The organism is uncultured Kordia sp. (assembly GCF_947489565.1).
Classification (GTDB): domain Bacteria; phylum Bacteroidota; class Bacteroidia; order Flavobacteriales; family Flavobacteriaceae; genus Kordia.
In genome coordinates this window covers 159,877-178,079 of record NZ_CANLEA010000002.1, presented here as the reverse complement: position 1 = coordinate 178,079, position 18,203 = coordinate 159,877, and the positions used below count along the sequence as shown (strand labels likewise).

The 18,203-nt window shown below is 33.7% G+C and carries 13 protein-coding genes; 3 read left to right on the top strand and 10 right to left on the bottom strand.

The features are described 5' to 3' along the window. Positions 1–82: 82 nt before the first annotated feature. On the bottom strand, positions 83–1,369 hold the full coding sequence (locus tag Q0845_RS03480; RefSeq protein WP_298509225.1) for an ATP/GTP-binding protein: 1,287 nt from the start codon (positions 1,367–1,369) through the stop codon (positions 83–85). A gap of 267 nt (positions 1,370–1,636) precedes the next feature. Between Q0845_RS03480 and Q0845_RS03475 the strand changes: the two genes are divergently transcribed. Both Q0845_RS03475 and Q0845_RS03470 read left to right on the top strand, forming a co-directional pair. Beyond that, a complete protein-coding gene (locus Q0845_RS03475) occupies positions 1,637–3,844 on the top strand; it encodes a peptidase domain-containing ABC transporter (protein WP_298509222.1) in 2,208 nt (735 codons plus the stop codon). Between the two features lies 1 nt (position 3,845). Further along, positions 3,846–5,207: an HlyD family efflux transporter periplasmic adaptor subunit gene (locus tag Q0845_RS03470; RefSeq protein ID WP_298509218.1), complete on the top strand. Its 1,362-nt coding sequence runs from the start codon at positions 3,846–3,848 to the stop codon at positions 5,205–5,207. A 205-nt stretch (positions 5,208–5,412) separates the two neighbouring features. On the opposite strand, the gene Q0845_RS03465 is transcribed toward Q0845_RS03470, so the two are convergent. The 9 genes from Q0845_RS03465 to Q0845_RS03425 form a co-directional block, all read right to left on the bottom strand. Continuing rightward, positions 5,413–5,658 (bottom strand): hypothetical protein, encoded by a 246-nt coding sequence (locus Q0845_RS03465; RefSeq protein ID WP_298509215.1) that lies wholly within the window; start codon positions 5,656–5,658, stop codon positions 5,413–5,415. 63 nt (positions 5,659–5,721) lie between these two features. Beyond that, positions 5,722–5,988 carry a hypothetical protein gene (locus Q0845_RS03460; RefSeq protein WP_298509213.1) on the bottom strand — a complete coding sequence of 89 codons (267 nt, stop codon included), beginning with the start codon at positions 5,986–5,988 and terminating at the stop codon, positions 5,722–5,724. A gap of 181 nt (positions 5,989–6,169) precedes the next feature. Continuing rightward, positions 6,170–6,412, bottom strand: coding sequence for a hypothetical protein (locus Q0845_RS03455; protein WP_298509211.1), 243 nt, complete (start codon positions 6,410–6,412; stop codon positions 6,170–6,172). Positions 6,413–6,499: 87 nt separating this feature from the next. After that, complete coding sequence (locus Q0845_RS03450) at positions 6,500–8,194, bottom strand: helix-turn-helix domain-containing protein (protein ID WP_298509208.1); 1,695 nt, start codon at positions 8,192–8,194, stop codon at positions 6,500–6,502. A 161-nt stretch (positions 8,195–8,355) separates the two neighbouring features. Then, positions 8,356–9,264, bottom strand: coding sequence for a thiopeptide-type bacteriocin biosynthesis protein (locus Q0845_RS03445; protein WP_298509204.1), 909 nt, complete (start codon positions 9,262–9,264; stop codon positions 8,356–8,358). Further along, positions 9,257–11,512 (bottom strand): lantibiotic dehydratase family protein, encoded by a 2,256-nt coding sequence (locus Q0845_RS03440; RefSeq protein ID WP_298509201.1) that lies wholly within the window; start codon positions 11,510–11,512, stop codon positions 9,257–9,259. The genes Q0845_RS03445 and Q0845_RS03440 overlap by 8 nt, the downstream gene beginning before the upstream one ends. 5 nt (positions 11,513–11,517) lie before the next feature. Further along, positions 11,518–12,735 carry a lanthionine synthetase C family protein gene (locus tag Q0845_RS03435; RefSeq protein WP_298509198.1) on the bottom strand — a complete coding sequence of 406 codons (1,218 nt, stop codon included), beginning with the start codon at positions 12,733–12,735 and terminating at the stop codon, positions 11,518–11,520. Positions 12,736–12,874: 139 nt separating this feature from the next. Further along, positions 12,875–13,687, bottom strand: a complete 813-nt coding sequence (locus tag Q0845_RS03430) for a tetratricopeptide repeat protein (RefSeq protein WP_298509195.1) — start codon at positions 13,685–13,687, stop codon at positions 12,875–12,877. Further along, positions 13,684–14,241, bottom strand: a complete 558-nt coding sequence (locus tag Q0845_RS03425) for a sigma-70 family RNA polymerase sigma factor (RefSeq protein ID WP_298509192.1) — start codon at positions 14,239–14,241, stop codon at positions 13,684–13,686. The genes Q0845_RS03430 and Q0845_RS03425 overlap by 4 nt, the downstream gene beginning before the upstream one ends. A gap of 168 nt (positions 14,242–14,409) precedes the next feature. Here Q0845_RS03425 and Q0845_RS03420 point away from each other — a divergent pair, with 168 nt between their 5' ends. After that, entirely contained in the window at positions 14,410–18,084 is a 3,675-nt protein-coding gene (locus tag Q0845_RS03420) for a T9SS type A sorting domain-containing protein (protein WP_298509189.1), read from the top strand. The last annotated feature ends 119 nt before the right edge of the window (positions 18,085–18,203 follow it).

Here is an 18,203-nt window from a genome sequence, read left to right as displayed (position 1 = left end):
AAGACAGTTGCTTTTATACTAAAACATGATAGATAGTAATATTATTGCTAAGGCTTTTGTTTTTTGTAAAGTTTGATATGAATTACTCATCAAACAAGCGGAAGTCATCGTCAATTTTAATATCTGGAATTCCACTATATTTTCCTTCGAGATAGTCTTTTTCGAAAGAAGCATCTTTTCGGATTTTCTTATCGTATAAAGATTCCATATTGGTCACGCCAAATTGATCTTTTTCGGTGATAATGATTTGATCACGGCGGAAAAGTTTACGTTTCGGATTGATCAACGCCGGATTGTGTGAAGCAAAAATTAATTGTGCACCGTGCGGATTATTTTCTTTAGAATTGAACAACTCTACAATCGCTTTGCTTAAATGCGGGTGCAATTGTGCGTCAAATTCGTCAATAATTAAGGTTTTTCCATTCATTAACGTATCTATGATTGGACCTGAAAGTGCTACATATTTTCCTGTTCCCAATGATTCGTTGACAAATAGGTTGAAATAAATATTGTCTACTTCCTCATTATTTTCATCGTAAATTGGGTGTTTTGTGCTGACTACAACATTTTCCTCATCAGATTCTAAAATCATTTTTCGAATCTCTTTTGGAACGTTTCCTTTTTCTAAAATTTCTTCCGTAAGCTTGAAACGTTCTACTTTGGTCTCGGTAAATCCTAAATCGGCACTGGCAATAAAATTGTCTATATATTTCTTCTTGGTAGGATCGTCCATCATATCAATGGTAAAGTTGACCGTATAACGATCTTGCATTCCTGAAATGTATTGTACATTGCTCAATGCTTTTAAAATGGCCATTGCTGTGGGAATATTAAATTGCGCACATACAGAAATAAATAAAGCATTTTTTCGTGTAATAGACGTTAAGTTATTACTGGCAGCATCGTATTTTTTAGTAATGGTAATGTCTTGAAAGTCTCTTTCAAACAAGAGTTGTTCCTTGTTTTTGGTAGTCATATATAACCATTCCTTATGAATTTCGGTTTCATCAACTTGAAAACCATAGCGATATTTTACAGCATCATGAATAAATACCAATTCAAAAAGACTCGGATTTTCTATCGTTTCAGTAGATAGGCAAAACGGTTGAACTTCTATAGCTTCGTCTGATTGTGAATCTTTCGAAGAATTGATGATAAACTTTCGCGCAAAGCTAATTGCTTTAAACAAATTACTCTTTCCATTGGAATTTGCTCCGTAAATAATCATGCTCTTTAACAAGGTCACATTTTTTAATGGTGATTGATAAAGATTTGCATCTCGCAGTTCGGTAAGGGAAGTCGCTGTGAAATCAATAGAGGTTCTATTTTTGAAAGATAAATAGTTTTCTACTGTGAATTTTACGAGCATCTGGGTTATTTTTTAGGTTCTTACACTACAAATATATCAATTTATACGAAAATATCGTACAAAAAGTCATTTTTTGTTTGGTGAAAATCAAATAAAAATATATATTTGTACGTGTTTTTCTCATAAAAGACAATTTTTTTAAGAAAAAACCAAAGTTATTTATGGAATCGTCGCAAATGTCGTGTGAACTATTAAAAATAAGAAAGTGATCGAAAAAATTCCATAAAAACAGAAACCAAACTATAAATTACACAAGAAAGAAAGTTAATGATAAAGAGAGAATTTCCTTTTTACCGACAGTTAGATCAGATGGATTGTGGACCAACGTGTTTACGTATGGTAGCAAAGCATTTTGGACGTGCCTATACAATTGACTTTCTGAGAAAGAAAGCAAATATTACCAGAGAAGGTGTTTCCCTTGGTGGAATTGCCGAAGCTGCTGAAGAAATTGGCTTGCATACTTTAGCCGTTAGTGTTGATTATAAAACCTTAGTAGATGAAGTTCCGTATCCGTGTATTGCACACTGGAGACAGCGTCATTTTGTAGTGGTTTATAAGATAAAAAGAAATACAGTATATGTTGCCGATCCTGCACATGGTTTGGTAAAATACTCAAAAGAAGATTTCATAAAAGGTTGGATAGGAAGCAATGCTGATCCGGATAATGCCGAAGGATATTTGTTGTTGTTAGAGCCAACTCCAGAGTTTTATGAAATGGAGAAGGAAGAAAAGAAAGAATATGGCTTTAAGTTCTTATTCTGGTATTTTAAACCTTATAAAAAATATATTGCTCAGTTAATTTTAGGACTACTGGTCGGGAGTTTGCTGCAGTTGATATTTCCGTTTTTAACCCAATCCGTGGTGGATTATGGTATTAATTATCAGAATAAGAATTTTGTCTTCCTGATATTAATTGCGCAATTAACGTTGTTTATTTCGCAAACTACCGTAGAACTGATTCGAGGTTGGATTTTATTACATATGACAAGCCGGATTAACATCAACCTGATTTCCGATTTCTTAATCAAGTTGATGCGTTTGCCAATTGCCTTTTTCGATTCTAAAAATACGGGAGATATTATTCAGCGTATTTATGACCATAACAGAATTCAGAGTTTCTTATCGTCTACAACCTTGAATACTTTGTTTTCTGCTTTTAACATGTTCATTTTTGGAGGTGTATTAGCGTACTATAATATGCAAATATTTATCGTATTCTTTGTAGGTTCTGCGTTGTACATTGGTTGGACACTGTTATTTATGAAGAAAAGAGCGGAACTCGATTACAAACGATTCGATCAATCTTCAGACAACCAAAGTAGTTTGTATCAGCTAATTTCGGGAATGCAAGAAATTAAACTGAACGGTTCTGAACGAAGAAGACGTTGGGAATGGGAAGCAATTCAGGTGCGTTTATTTAAAATTTCTATTAAAGGATTAGCACTTTCGCAGACACAAAATACAGGTGGACGATTTATCAACGAGCTTAAAAATATTATCATTACCTATATTGCGGCGACTTCCGTAATTGACGATCCAATGTTTACCTTAGGTATGATGCTTTCGGTACAGTATATCATTGGACAGTTAAACTTACCAATCAACAATTTCATTACGTTCATTCAATCTGGACAGGATGCAAAAATTAGTTTAGAGCGTTTGTCTGAGATTCACAATAAAGATGATGAAGAAGATCGTTTTGAAGAAAATATCAAAGAATTACCAGAAGATAAAACAATCAAACTTACGAATGCAAGTTTCCGTTATGGTGGAAAAAGTTCGCCATTAATCTTAGACGATTTAACAGTAGACATTCCACAAGGGAAAGTAACAGCTATTGTTGGAGCCAGTGGTAGTGGAAAAACAACCTTGATTAAATTGTTGCTTAAATTTTATGATTTTAATGAAGGTTCAATTCATATTGGTCCGCATAAGTTAGGTGACATTAGTACAAAATACTGGCGTAAAGCGTGTGGTTCGGTAATGCAAGATGGTTTCTTATTTGGAGATACGATTGCGAGAAACATTACAGAATCAGATTCAGAAGGAATTATAGACAAGCAACGTTTGATTCATGCTGTAAAAGTTGCCAATATTGAAGACTTTATCGAAGAATTGCCATCAGGATACAATACTAAAATTGGATCGAGTGGTGTGAATGTTTCTGGAGGACAAAAGCAACGTATTTTAATTGCACGTTCTGTATACAAAGATCCGAAGTATATTTTCTTTGACGAAGCAACCAGTGCTTTAGATGCGAATAACGAGAAAGTTATTATGGAAAATCTTCAAGAATTCTACAAAGGAAAAACAGTAGTTGTGGTAGCGCATCGTTTGAGTACCGTAAAAAATGCAGATCAGATTATAGTACTAGATAAAGGAAAAATCATAGAACTAGGAAATCACGAAGAATTAACCGCAAAACGCGGAGCATATTACACATTAGTAAAAAATCAATTAGAGCTAGGAAATTAATATGGCTAAGAAGAAAGACGAAAAAAAGGAAGAAAAGGAAAAAAAGGAAGAGAGACGCAAGAAAATTAATGATCTTGACGAACGTTCCGATCAGGTCAAGGAAATCCTTGGCCAAGCACCTAATTGGGTAATTCAATGGGGAATTTCGGTAGTGTTTATCATTATTATCATGTTTATAGTTGGATCTTCTTTGCTGAGTTATAATGATATTATTCCGGCAAGAGTTACTATTACTTCTGAGAATCCGCCTGCACATTTAACGGCAAAAGCTTCTGGAAAATTGACAAGTATTTTTGTAGAAGCTGGACAAAAGGTAGAAGCCGATGAAGTACTGGCTGTTATTGAAAATACAGCAAGCTATGAAGATGTACAGTTGTTAAAGAAAGTATTGAAGGATTTTGTACCTAAGGAGAGTCACTTTGATTCGCTAGCCTATATACTTCCAACAAAATTGAAATTGGGTTCAGCACAGCCTGCTTATAATCAGTTTAGAGCACAGTATTTAACGTATTTAAACTATACTATTTTCAGTGAAGATAGAAATCAAGCGAATAATATACGTTCACAGCTCATTAGAGTTCGAAACAGGTTGCGTAACAGTAAAAATCAGCTCGCTTTGCAAGAAAAAGAGCTAGAAAACGCTAAAGATGATTATGAAATATATAAGCGTTTGTTAGCAAAAGGAAGTGCTTCTGAACGTGAATATAAAGATAGAGAGAATATGTACTTAGCGAACCAGCGTTCGTATCAAGGATTGTTATCTGCTATTGAGAATGATGAAAATTCTATTTTAAACTTACAAAATAATCTACGTCAAGCTTCGGTTGGTGATAAAAGTTCGGAAATTTCTACCGATCAAAATTTAGAGCAAGCCAAGCAGGATTTAGAGAATCAAATTTTACAATGGGAACAGCAATTTGTGTTGAAATCACCTATAAAAGGAGAAGTTACCGTATTTGATATTTGGTCAAAATACCAAAATGTGACTGTAGGACAAGATTTGTTTACCGTAATTCCAGATAAAATGGAAGGTATTATAGGAAGAGTTTCGTTTCCTGTAGCGAATTCAGGGAAGATTAAAGTTGGACAAAGAGTGATTATCAAATTAGATAGCTATCCGTACCAAGAATGGGGAAGTTTATCAGGAGAAATCATTAATATTTCAGGTGTTCCGCAACTAAGTCCGCAAGGTGGGGCTGCAATGTATGTCGCTTATTTAAAAGTAGATTCTTTAAATAGTTCTTTTGAAAAGGATATAGATTTTAAACAAGAAATGGAAGGAACCGCTGAAATTGTGGTAGAAGAATTGACTGTGATGCAGCGTATCTTTTATCAACTACGCGAAGTATTTAGTAGAAAGTAAAAACACATAAGAAATAAGTAGATATTTCTTTTTTTCATGATAAAAGCCTCAAAGATGGACACTTTGAGGCTTTTCTTTTACTGTTTTAATACAATTGTCAAATTGAGCACAGTCGAGATTCATTAGATACTGAAATATTAAATAACTTCTCTACTGCCTCGAAGTGACAAATAACTGATTTTAGCTATCTTTTAGTTTCCTCACTTTAACAAGAAAAAAGACATGATAAAATAGCCTGCGTGTTACATGTTGGATCATTTGTTTCACAGTTGCGAGTACCAGTTCCTCCTCCAGGACAATTTTCTGTGATGATACATCCTGTTGGTGGTCCTGTAAAAATACAATGCGGCGCTGTAGATGCACCACCACCTTTTACATTTGACTTGTTTAATTCAGCAATTCTTGATTTTGTCAAGCTTAATTTGTTTAATCCTAACTTTTGTTTTTTCATGATTAAAATTTTATGGTTAATAAAAAATACAGTTATAAGACTTTTTGGGAACACTATACTTTTTTAACAATCTTCATAACATGATATGAGTTGTAGCGTTTGTGTTGGAGGCGGACAAGCTGCACTTGGACAATTGTTAGTTCCTCCGCAATGGTTTGCTGTGTTGCAATTTTCGGTTACATTACATCCATCGTCATAATAACCTGTTGCAAAACAAAAAGGATTGGTAGAAGCGGTATTCCAACCACCTTTTACATTTTCACGATTTAATTCGGCGATTCTTGACTTGGATAATGCCAATTTGTTAAGTCCTAATTTGTGTTTTTTCATGATCTAATTTTTTTAATTAACAAAAAAATACACCATTAGGTATTTTGGGAAATACATATTAAAGATAACGAACAAATCAAAGAAATCATGTTTCATAATTGTTAATTAACAAAAAAAAGAGCCTCCATTTTATATAATGAAGGCTTGTAAGAAATGAATTGGTTAGGTTGTTTTTAAGTGTTTAAACTTGCTGGGAATTAGATGGATTACTACCTGATCCAGGTAAACCCGTTCTTCCCAGTGTTCCTCCGTTATTAGTTTGGTCGTTGCATGCTACATCATTATCATCCTTAGTATGACGACAATCTCTACGCTCTGAAGTATTTTTGTCATCATTGCCAGAAGGTGGATTTCCTCCCGCTATGATTAAATGAGGATTTGTTATTCTAGAAATTTTTACTTTTTTTAATTGTAGACGTTTCATATTATTTTTTGTTTAGTTAACAAGTTCAATATCTAAAAAATATATCAGTATAATAAAGATTTGTAGTGATGTTTTATAAAATGTCACTTATGTATTTGATTGATTTTCAAGGTTTTTTATATAATTCGATGGATACATGTTAGTCTGTGCTTTAAAGGCTCTGGAGAAGGTTTCGGAACGTTTAAACCCAAATTCTTCTGCAATGGCTTTGATAGTATACGAGCGTAATTTGTCGTCATTTTTAAGTTTGATCAAAGCAGCATTGATTCGCAATTCGGAAAGGTAGGATTTAAATGATTTTTCTTTATACGTATTGATGACATTTGACAAGTAGGTGGTATTTGTTTTTAACTTTTTAGCCACATAGCTTAAATTACAATCTTGTCGTAAATACAATTCTTTTTCTTCAAATACCGCTAAATTTTTTAAGATTTGCAATGCGTTTTCGTCCGTAACTGTATTGGAAACCTCTTTTGCGACGACTTCAGGTGTTGTATTTTCTTTGTCTTTTTCCAGTTGTTCAATTGTGACTAATAATTCTTGAAAACGGATTTTATTTTGTTGTTGCTTTCGTTTATACCAAATGAAAAACCCAAAAAGAGAAAGTAATAGAATGGCAGATGCTCCATATAAATACTTTGTATATGTGCCTAAAGAATTTATTTCGTCTTGAAGAGGCGCAAGTTCATGATCATGCATCAAATCGTTTACATCTAAATTAATACTATCAGCTTTTTTATCTAATTTTAGATATAAATCAAAACTTTTAGTAGCCTTTTTAGAATTACCTAGTGTATCATAACATTTATATAATATTTCATATCCATCTTTTTGGTCACTATATACAATTTTATTCCTTTTGATAATATTATTTGCCTTTTCCAGATAATATATTGCTTCTTTAAAATTGTTCTTTTTATAATAATTTTTCCCCAAATAAAAATAAGGAACTACTAATCTTTCTTCTTGATTGATATTTGTATAATATTTTACAGCTTTTTTTGCGATAGTTATCGAGGAATCATGTTCTTTACTTTGACAATATGCAATTGCTTTGTTCATTAATAATAAGTGATACAATGCAGGAGCGTCTTTTTTACTACATATTTTTAAAGCTAAATCATTGTATTTATTAGCTATTTTAGGTTTATTAATTCGCAAATAACAATCTGAAAGATTAAAAAGGATTTGCTTTTTGTAGGTTTCTTTTTTTGGGTCTGAGGTTTTTAAGTTGTCTAGAGTTATTAAATTTTCTTTATAGATTTCTATAGCTTCATCATGATCTTTATGGATTTTTTTTATGTAGGCTATATTCACAGACACTACAATCTTATTTAATGGATCACCTGTTAAATCAGCATATTTTTTGGCAATTTTATATTCATCAAGAGCTTTAAATTCTTTCTCAGTTTCTGAGAGTACATTTCCTCTTAGATTATGATTTTTAAATAAGAGAAAGTTGTCCTCTATTTTTTTGGCAATGACAATTGATTTTTCAATTCCTTCCATAGCTTCTTCATGCAATGGAATAAAACTATTAGCATACGCTATATGGAATGTTGACCAACCTAATTTTTTAGAGTTATTTTCTTTTTTTGCTATTTTGTTCGCAGCTAAGGCATAGGTTTTTGCAGTATGCGGATTCTTAAACAATGCATTTTCATACAATCCAATCAATTCCTCATACGATTTTCCTTGTAGTGAGTCGGTTTGTGCATTCAGCGAAAGCGAACAGAAAAAAAGAAAACTGATGACAAAGAGAAGCGATTTTTTTAAATGCATGTGTTGGAAATTAATGGCAATCAATCCTTACAATAATAGCCCTTTTTTAGCAGGAAAAAAAATAAGGTAGTTAAAAGACGTTTCCTTCACTGTCAAAGGATTGTAATAAAAAAAAGCCTAGTTAAATACTAGGCTTTTTGTGTGATTTATAATGTAGAATATTACTTCTTCTTGTTTTTGTTCATGTGCTTTTTACGCGCAATCATTGATTTGTAGTAACGATATAAGAAATCGTAACATACCATCTCGTGAATACGGTTTTTTGACTTGAACAAACGATTCATCAACATGTGCAAATAACTTCCCATTAAATCATCAATAGGCATTATAAGCGTTTCGTCGTCTTTGTGTTTGATAATGGCAGCTGCTATTTCTGCAATTCCATCTTCTTTTTGTTTTAACACATCTAAAATTGGCGAATAATCTGGATTTTCCTCAGCGGTAAATACCATAAATTCTTCAATCTTTTTACGTTCGGCTCTAAACTTGTCGTCTAATTGTTTTTTTAACGGTCGTCCCATTCCAAATTCGTTTCCAAATCCAGTTTTTAAACGTTCCATAATGACAAGTTTTTCATCATCATTGTAGCCATAACTCGTTAAATGCGAATCCATGGCTCTGATAGAGAATAACCAACGTAATTCTTCACCTTCGTCACCTTCAATCATGTCCACAAAGTCCACAATCATTTTACTATCATGGTAAAACATGGCTTCTGCTAAATCCATTGTATTGGCTCCGTAACGCTCTATTTCGCGCTGATAGGTGTCTATTTGAATCTTATAAATTAAGTCCTGATCAATAAATTCTTTAAATTTTGGATACAATCCATTGATAATAAATCCAACATTTTCAGGTCTTGTATAGTGAAAACGGACACGCACATGGTGTTTTGGATCGGCATATCTGATAAAAAACCATTTGTCAATAATTCCGTGTTCAATTAGTTGCTCTGCAACAGGCTTTATGATTTCCGTTAGCACAGCATCGCAGGTTTTTGGTCCTGTATAAATTTTGTAATACAGCCAACTGTCTCCTAGGATAAAATTTCTTTGTATATCGTTACTCATTGCTCTGCTTGCTTTGCGTTAATTTTTGTTCGTTATAAAATGATATTACAACTTGATTTGTATAATATTCACTTCCTTCTTTTACAATACCGCGTTCGCTGAATAGGAATTCGGTAAGTTTGAATGAACCTCGTTTACTCACTGTGTTCAGTAACATACGAACTGAAGTAAGATTGCCAAAGTTTACAAGCAATTCATTATCACCATCGGCAAGCATGACATATTGCGGAATTTTTAAACTATCGCGCAATGTTTGGATCACTTCCGTTAATTTATCGTTGTCGTTTTTACTTTTTAGTAAAGGTTCTATATGACTTTTCTTTAAGTTCCATGTAGCATCATGGAAGATTAAGTTGTTGAACTCTACACGAGGTAAAAACGGAAAGTCATTGGCAAATGGTCCTAATCCGAATCCAACTCCACTACGAATACCTTGTGTTTGCATATCGGCTAAGAAGTGATAGATTGGTAAGGAATTGTGCGAGTAGTTATGTGCATTGGTTAAATGTGGTACTACTTCTTTGTTGTTCTTTTTAGAACGTAGTAATACTTTGCTCATTCCTTTTACAGAAACCATTAAATCGTCAATTGGCAATTGATCTTCTTCTTCTTTGATCGATTTTGCCAAGTATGGAATTTCGTGTTTACGTAAGTCTGGACGCATTAAAATGTTTCCTACTCTCGATTCTGGAAGATGCACAATTTCGGCTAAGATTTTGTCTTTGTTCATCTCAGCTTCCATGTCGGTCATTTCTTGTGTGTATGCGAATAATGCTTCATCACCATGACAAAAACGTCCTAGTAAATTAGCCGCACTCGATCCACCACCGCCACTGTATTTAATTTTGTGTTCGCCGTTTTCATCTTCTAAGATTTCAATCATACATGATAATGTATCTGGAAGATCATTCCAGTTAAGATCGTACCCTTCAAAATCTTTTTCGTCAATTTTGATGACATAATCATCATTTTTAAACGCTTGAATCAGCTTGTCTTGAAAGAAGCTATTGATAGAAGACCAACGCACTTCCATCATTGGATGTTTTGCTTGTCTTCCTGGAATAACAATATTATCTACAAGTGGATTTACATCTCCTGCACCTTGATCTTGCTTGTATCCAATTCCAATTTCAACGTCTAAGGCAGTAGAAAGTGGTACTTCACGTTCTTCGAAACGTTCGTGAAATGCATCTCTAAACTTGGTTAGTGTTGTTGTATTTTGTGGAAATGTCAAACGATTTAATAGTGCAAATCCTTTTTGAATATCTTCTACAACCTTTGTACTCAATACATTTTTGGTGTTTTGTAGTACCATATCAGTTTGGAACATGAACTTTAATTCAAAGTCGGTGTCCAATTGTTGTAAAAACTCACTGAGTTCTAAGTATACTTTCGGATTGTTTCCAATAGATTGGTCAATCGCGTTGATTTTTTTATCTGCTTCTTTTAGTGCAGCCAAAATACCTTCAACTCCTTGCAAGCGTTCTAGTACAGAACATATTTGCTCAAGGAATTCAGGACCAGAAACCGATGGTTCTAGTTCACTAATTAGTAACTGACTTGACACTAATTCTTCTATGAATTCTGTTGCTTCTTCAATCGTAATTTCATCATCTACCAATAAATTAGCCAAATCAGATAAAGAAGCTCCATGCGAAGCTTTTTCTAATACAACGGCTAAATATTCGGTATCATCTACCGCTACAATATGGTGATGTCTTCTACTGTTGAAATATTTATATTCTATATAGCGTAACTGCGGTCCGGCTTTATAAATACTAGAGTTTGGAAAGAAAAGTAATTGCTCGCGAATTTTTTTATTGGTAACCAAATCTTGCGAAAGTGCTACCAGATAATTCATATCGAGTCGCGTATGGCGTTTATTTTGATCGGAACCTTTGAGCTGAATATCTGTTTCTTCACCAAATTCTCCTACCGAACATCCTGCAAAAAGTCCAAATGGAGTACATCTAGAAGACATTCTGGAGATATATTTTAAGATAGAATAGCGTAGTTTCTCTTCTTTTTTAGCATCGTCCATTTCGCCAGCAAGCCAACGATTCATCTCTTCAAATAAAGATGGAGATGCCAAAAATAGGGCTTCTCTCACGACAGGGTTTTCACAAACAACTTTAAAATCCTCATCTGAGATTTCTTGTTTTTTGGTCAATTCTTGATAAGAAGTGAATGAGAAAAGCGGTGTTCGTAATATATATTTCGAAAAATTCTTATATGGGTTTTTACTCATTATTGTTAGCTTATCATTAAACATTCATCCCAATTGGTATCGTAATCTGCCAAGTAATCAAGAATTGTTAATCCAATTCCAGCAATTCCTTCAAGAACAGACACTTCTGGAGCCCAACTTTTGTCCATTCCTTTCCACTGTTTGTAACCAGCGTATCCATCTTCAAATGTACCTCTGTCAATTCCGTCTTGCATCCAGAATTCAAAAGCATCTTTAAATTCCTGATCACCAGTTTCTTTGTACATTCTAAAGAACATTTGTGCATTTCCGTAAGAACCATGGCACACACCAGCATCACGTACCAAACTATCTTCTACTGCCGTTCTTTTAGCGGCATGTTTTAATACTTCTAAAGCTGTTTTTCCTAATGCTTCATCGTTTAAGGTTTTGGATGCAAACCAAAAACGCATGGCAACACCTAAATCTCCGTAACACCAAGCCAAACGACTTTGTCCATCTTCATCGTCTTTTTTGTCAGTTACCCAACTTGGGAAAATAGAAAAAGGATCGTCTTTTTTAGTTTTGAAGCTTAAAATATATTTGATGGCACCTTTTAACATGGACTCAGATTTTTCTTTGAAAACATCTTGCTCGTGTAATTTGGTTAAGATACCTACAATACTAGACATTCCGTGAGATAAACTTAAGTTGTAACCTCTTTCTTTGGTTTCAATACTCAATTCAGATTCCCAACGTATTTTACCGTCTCCAGCATCTTCAGATAAATCTTCTAATAAATCTAAAAACTCATTGATGAAGCCTACATATTTTTGCTTTAATTCGTCCGATTTGGTATTTCTGTAACGATTTAAGAAGTAAAAAGCGTATCCTATAGCTCCATGAAGGAAATCATAGTTTCCGTTTTTCATATCAGTGACCATAAAAGTATGAATATATTGGTCAAGCTCAGGCAATAATTCGTCATTATCAGCATCCATGAATTCTTCTTGCTCCAAGTGATCTAAAACCCAACCTGCACCTGCAATACCAGTACAAAAAGTAGGATAACTATATCCTTCATTGATTTTATCAATACAATCAGTCAGCATTTCAACACCAATATCGGCGTGATCATCAATATCAAGATATTTAGAATAGTAAAACTCAAATAAAGAGATTCCAGCTAGTCCAGCTAATACTCCAATTTGAGTTTCTTCTTTATATTTTGATTTAATAATTTGGTCAATTTCTTTTAACTTTTTTTCTAATAGTTCCTTATTCATAATTTTTCAAATGATTCAAGTTTTGGTCTACCTCAAATTAAAGGCTTTTTTTATTTTATTACAAGCATAAACAGGAGTATTCACCGATAAAAACGGAAATATCTTATCGAAATTTATAAAAAACAGGAAGAATTATGAATTATTTTAATTTTTTTAGCAATTCTTTAGCTTTTTTGTAATTGAAGTTGCTAGAATTTTGAATCAAAGTGTTGAGTACTTTTTTGGCAGTTTCGATATTATTTTGCTTTAAATGAGTCAACACAGTATACCAATATGCTTTATGATTATCGAGTGTATCACTATTGCGTAATTCGTCAAATGTTTGATGAGCTTCATGATAGTTTCCAAGTTCTAAATAACACACACCAATATACAATAGCACATTTTGATCGAATGTCTCACTTTTTTGTTCATATTGTTTGAAAGTCGTTAGTGCTTCTTGGTATTTTTCTTGTTGAAAGAGTTCTTGTGCTTCGGCAGCGATGTCTTTTGAACTACTTTTTTCTACCAAAGATGGTAATGAGTTCCAATCATGATATTGCTCAAAAGCTTCGGTGGCAGTGAGCGATTGCATGAATGAAAAATAAAACAGCGTCATTACAGCAGCTATTGCTACGGCTGAAGAAATAATATAGAAATATGACTTTCTGTTTTTAGGAGTTTGTGTTTGATGTGCTTCGCTTTGAATATCTCGTATCTTGTTAGATAATGACATTACATCAGCGGCTCTAAATTCTGCTGCTAATGCTTTTACTTCTTCAATGGAGGCATGACTCTCTACCGCCCACAAGTTTTCATCGTATACATTGTCCAGCGATGCAAACGTTGCTACAAACGATGCAAGTTCTGTATCATTTTTTAGTAAAGCTTCAAATGCTGTTTTTTCAGCTTCATTCATCTGATTATTTATATATGAAGCAATTTGTTCATATTGGTTATCATCAAAACTCATAATTTCTTTATTTTGGAAAACTTATCGTCTCCCTGAATTAGCTTGGTTAATTTAGCTTTGCATTTAAAAACTCGTTGTCTGGCAACTACTTTTGATGAGTATGAAAATATTTTTACAATTTCATCATACGAAGTTCCATTAAACAACAGCGTTAATACTTTTCTACAATTTTCAGAAAGCAATTGAAACTTTTCTATATACAATTCCCACTGTTCTTGTTCAAGTAATGCATAAGCATTTTCTGTTTCTTTGTCCTCAAGTTCAATAACCTTATGTTTTGTTACCCGTTTTTTATTTAATTCTCGTCGCCAAAGATTTTTACAGGTTGTAAAAAGATAGGCTTCAAAAGAAGATTTTATGACTAACTGTCTGTTTTTGAGTCGAATGTATATTTGGATTAATGCATTATGAAAAACATCTTCTGCATCAGTAACAGCGCCTTTATTTTGCAAGACAAATGTCTTTACTTTCGTAAAAAACTGATCATAAATTTCTTTCAAAACAGTTTTTTCTCCAGTGCAAAGTCCTTCAATAAAATAAGTATCATTTGACATAAAATAGGGATGACTAAAAAAGTGGTACTAAAAATAAGGAAATAAATTGGGTAACAAAATTTCTTACGTGTAACTATCTCATGAATCGATTCATTCAATAAGGTGGAATCCGAAAAACCTTCAACTAAAACAGAGTAGGAAATAACCAATAACCAACATATTTTAATTATGAAAAAAGTTATACTAAGTATGTTTTGTTTATTCTTGGCAAGTTCCTTTATGGGAATTTTTGCGCAAAATAATGTTTTGCAGCAACAGCAAATTCAACAAGAAGAACAAAAGGTAGCTGCTTACATTGCAGAGAACTTGAAAAAAGTACTTCCTGAGAATGTAAAACAGAACTTCATAAAAGGTTTTAATCATTCTGAAGGTCAATTAAAGTTCAATCAACTTTCTGTTGAAGAGCAAAAATTACAAATACAGTTTTTTAGAGAAGCATATCTCAGATATGAATATTTTCAAAAAAATCCCAAAGCTTGGATACCATATCAAGCAGAAATGGCACCTATTTGCCTTAATGGAAGTTTTGAAGATGGAAATTTTAACAATTATCAAGGACAAACCGCTTTTGGCTTTCCTACAGGTGGAAATCCTGCGGGTTATATAGGTTCTGGTGGAGGAGAGTGTAACGCTATTCCAACGATGGGCTTTGGAAACTTTGGTTGGACGCCTAACAATCTGTTTACAACAAGTGTAGATAATTTTGATATTGTAAGCGCAGGAAATGATCCTATAGTTGCTAGCGGTGGAGATACATTAAGTATGATTAATCCTAATAGTCCACTAGACAATGATAATGATCCAATGACAAGTAACCAATTTGCGGCAAGAATTAATAGCCCAAAACCTTTGGTAAATCCAACAAGTACTTTAGGTGTTTGTAGACCAGATCATGGAATTAATAGATTAATTAAACCAATTACATTAGATGAAAGCGGTATTCAAACGGTTCGTTTTTATTATGCATTAGTATCTGAGTTTCCAAATCATAACAACGCAAATCCAATTTTTGTAGCAAGAGCCTTAGATGGTAATAATGCAGAATTAGATAGATTATGTGTTATATCTAACCCAGCCGGAAATCCATTTTTTAACCAATTAGACGGATTAACAAATGATGGATGTCCATTAGCTCCAGTTTTATGGCAAGATTGGACCTGTGCAGAGTTAAAAGTTTCTGGAAATGCTGGAGATGTTATTAATTTAGAATTCATCATGGCCGATTGCGGAGCTGGAGCACATTTTGGATATGCTTATATTGATGATATATGCGCAGAAGAATGTGTGCCAGGATCAAACTTTCAAGGAAATATTCGTTTAAATGAATTTGATCCTTGTGAAGTAACATTGCCATTTGATGTATGTGCAGACTTTACATTGCCAGAATTGAATGGAGAAACAGGAACACTTACAGCAAACAATACTTCTTTAGATATTTTACAAAATGGACAGGTTGTACAAACATTAACAAATGGAGTAATTACAGGAAATACTGTTTGCTTTACTGTAAATCCAGCTGATTTCCCAGGTCAAAGTGGAGGTTATGATTTTCAAGTAAATGCAATTTTTGGCATCGCAGGAGAAACACAAAATGCAGATGATGTACATACAATTCCAGGACAAAACAATGATTATATTTTTAACAATCCTGACTGTTGTGATATTGCTGCTACGATATCAAATATTGTATGTTATGATCAAGGTTCTACTGATCCAAGTGATGATACGTGGACTTTTGATTTAACAGTAACAAATTCGGCAGGATCTACTTGGACCGCTACAACTCCAAATGGTGACTCTGGAGGTTATGGAAATCCAACAACCATAGACATGGGAGATATTTCTGCTAATTCTGGAATATATACTTTTTCAGTCTTTGATGACGCAGATCCAAGTTGTACCACAGATGTTTCTATTGAAGTTCCAAAACCATGTTCACCACCATGTGATTTAGAATATACGTTTACTGTAGGTGAATGTAACGATAATGGAACACCATCCGATTATTCAGATGATTTCTATTATGTAACAGTAACTGTTACAGGAACGAATGGATTACCATGGATGGCGAAACAAAAGTTAGAAAGTAATAATGCAGAATTTGTACTTGATAATGTTACCGGAGATGTAACAGACTATCAACTCGGTCCAATTGATGTAAGTGATGGTGATTGGACACTTTGGATAGGCTTGACTGATTATTCAGATTGTTTAAAAGACGAATTTATTCATGTACCAGATTGTTGTACTGATGATCCTTACATTTCACCATATTGGGATCATCCAAACTGCCCAGAAGTAGTATGTACTGCTGATCAATGGCCAATTCATGTATTAAGTAGTGACGGATCAACAATAGAGAATGGAAACGGAATTACTATTGTTTGGGATAACTTAGATACTGCAGTAGATGAAAACGATATTCAAGATTGGATTTATGTGTCAGCATTAGAAAACTGGCAAGCAACAATTACCTATCCAAACGGATGTGAATATGTTATAACATACTTAGAAGATTGTTGTGATGAAGATATTTACATAAACGCAATAGAATGTCCAACAACTGCTCAATTGCAAGCATATCAAACATCGCTAGAAAAAGCAATGGCAGCTGCAGTAGCAACTCAATCTGCTTCAGCAGAAAATGATGCACAAAGTTCAGCACAAGCGCAAATTCAAGCAGAACTAGACAGGTTAAGGGCTTATATGGAGCTTCGTGCTAGTAGTGGTGATGATTGTGATCCTTGTATACTAGGAAGTATACTTATAGAGTTGGTTGATGTCAATGGAGATCCAATAGATATTGATGATTATGATACCTTTAGTTGGGATCACAATGGTTCGCAAGCAACAAATGTTTTAGTAGATTTACCAATGGAAAATGGACCAATCTGCTTTACTGCAACAAACACAGAATACGGAAAAGAATGTGTGTATCAAGATTGTTTCTTCTACGAATGTGAAGAAGAATGTGTATGTGATGATTTGGTTCTTGGAGATTTAAATGTATCACAAGTTAATGAATGTCTGTACTCAATTGGAGCTAGTTCATCAGTAAACTGTTTCCCAGATCAAATCGTAGATGAAGTGTATTCATTCACAATTAACAATGATCCACCAATTACGTCTTCAGGAAATGGTATCTATCATACATTTACAGCAAACGGAATGTATGATATCACAATGACATGGACAATAACAGATGTTGAAGGATGTGAAACTACGGTATCTATTTCTGAGACTGTAAAAATAGAATGTGTAGACGATCCAGATCCATGTGTAGAAGCTACAAATTTACGATTCGATTGTAGACGCGCAAGTATGAGTTGGACAGGAGATCCTTTACAAGCTTATGTTGTTGAAGTTACTTGGGACGATCCATATTGTCGCGATTGTAAAGGAACGAGACCTACTCAAATGAGATGGGACGTTCAAGGAACATCTTTCTCATTGCCTTATATTGATAGATCGGGATGCTTTAGCTGGCGAGTTGGAACAAAATGTAAAGATGGTACTGTATTATGGTCAGCATCACAATGTGTAAGCTGTTACACAAGACCACATGAGCCAACACCATCAGATGTGAAAACTGTTGCTAAGATTTCACCAAACCCGAACGACGGTAATATGAATATCGAAATTTCAGGAGCCAACAAAACAAACTTTGATATCAAAGTATATCGTTTTGACGGAATCTTAATCAAATCATTCGATAAAAATCATATAGAAAATAACTTAACTACCATAACTTGGAATGGTAAGTCAGTATTAACGCCAGGAATTTACTTCCTTGTCATTACTACTGATACAGAAACAATTACCAAGAAAGTAATTATAAAATAATTTTTATAATGCAAGAGGATTCCAGCCAATTTCGGTTGGCTGGAATTTTTATCATACCTAAACCAACCCTAAGTATACATGCTTTGTATACAACTAGTAGTATTAATTTAAACTAAAAG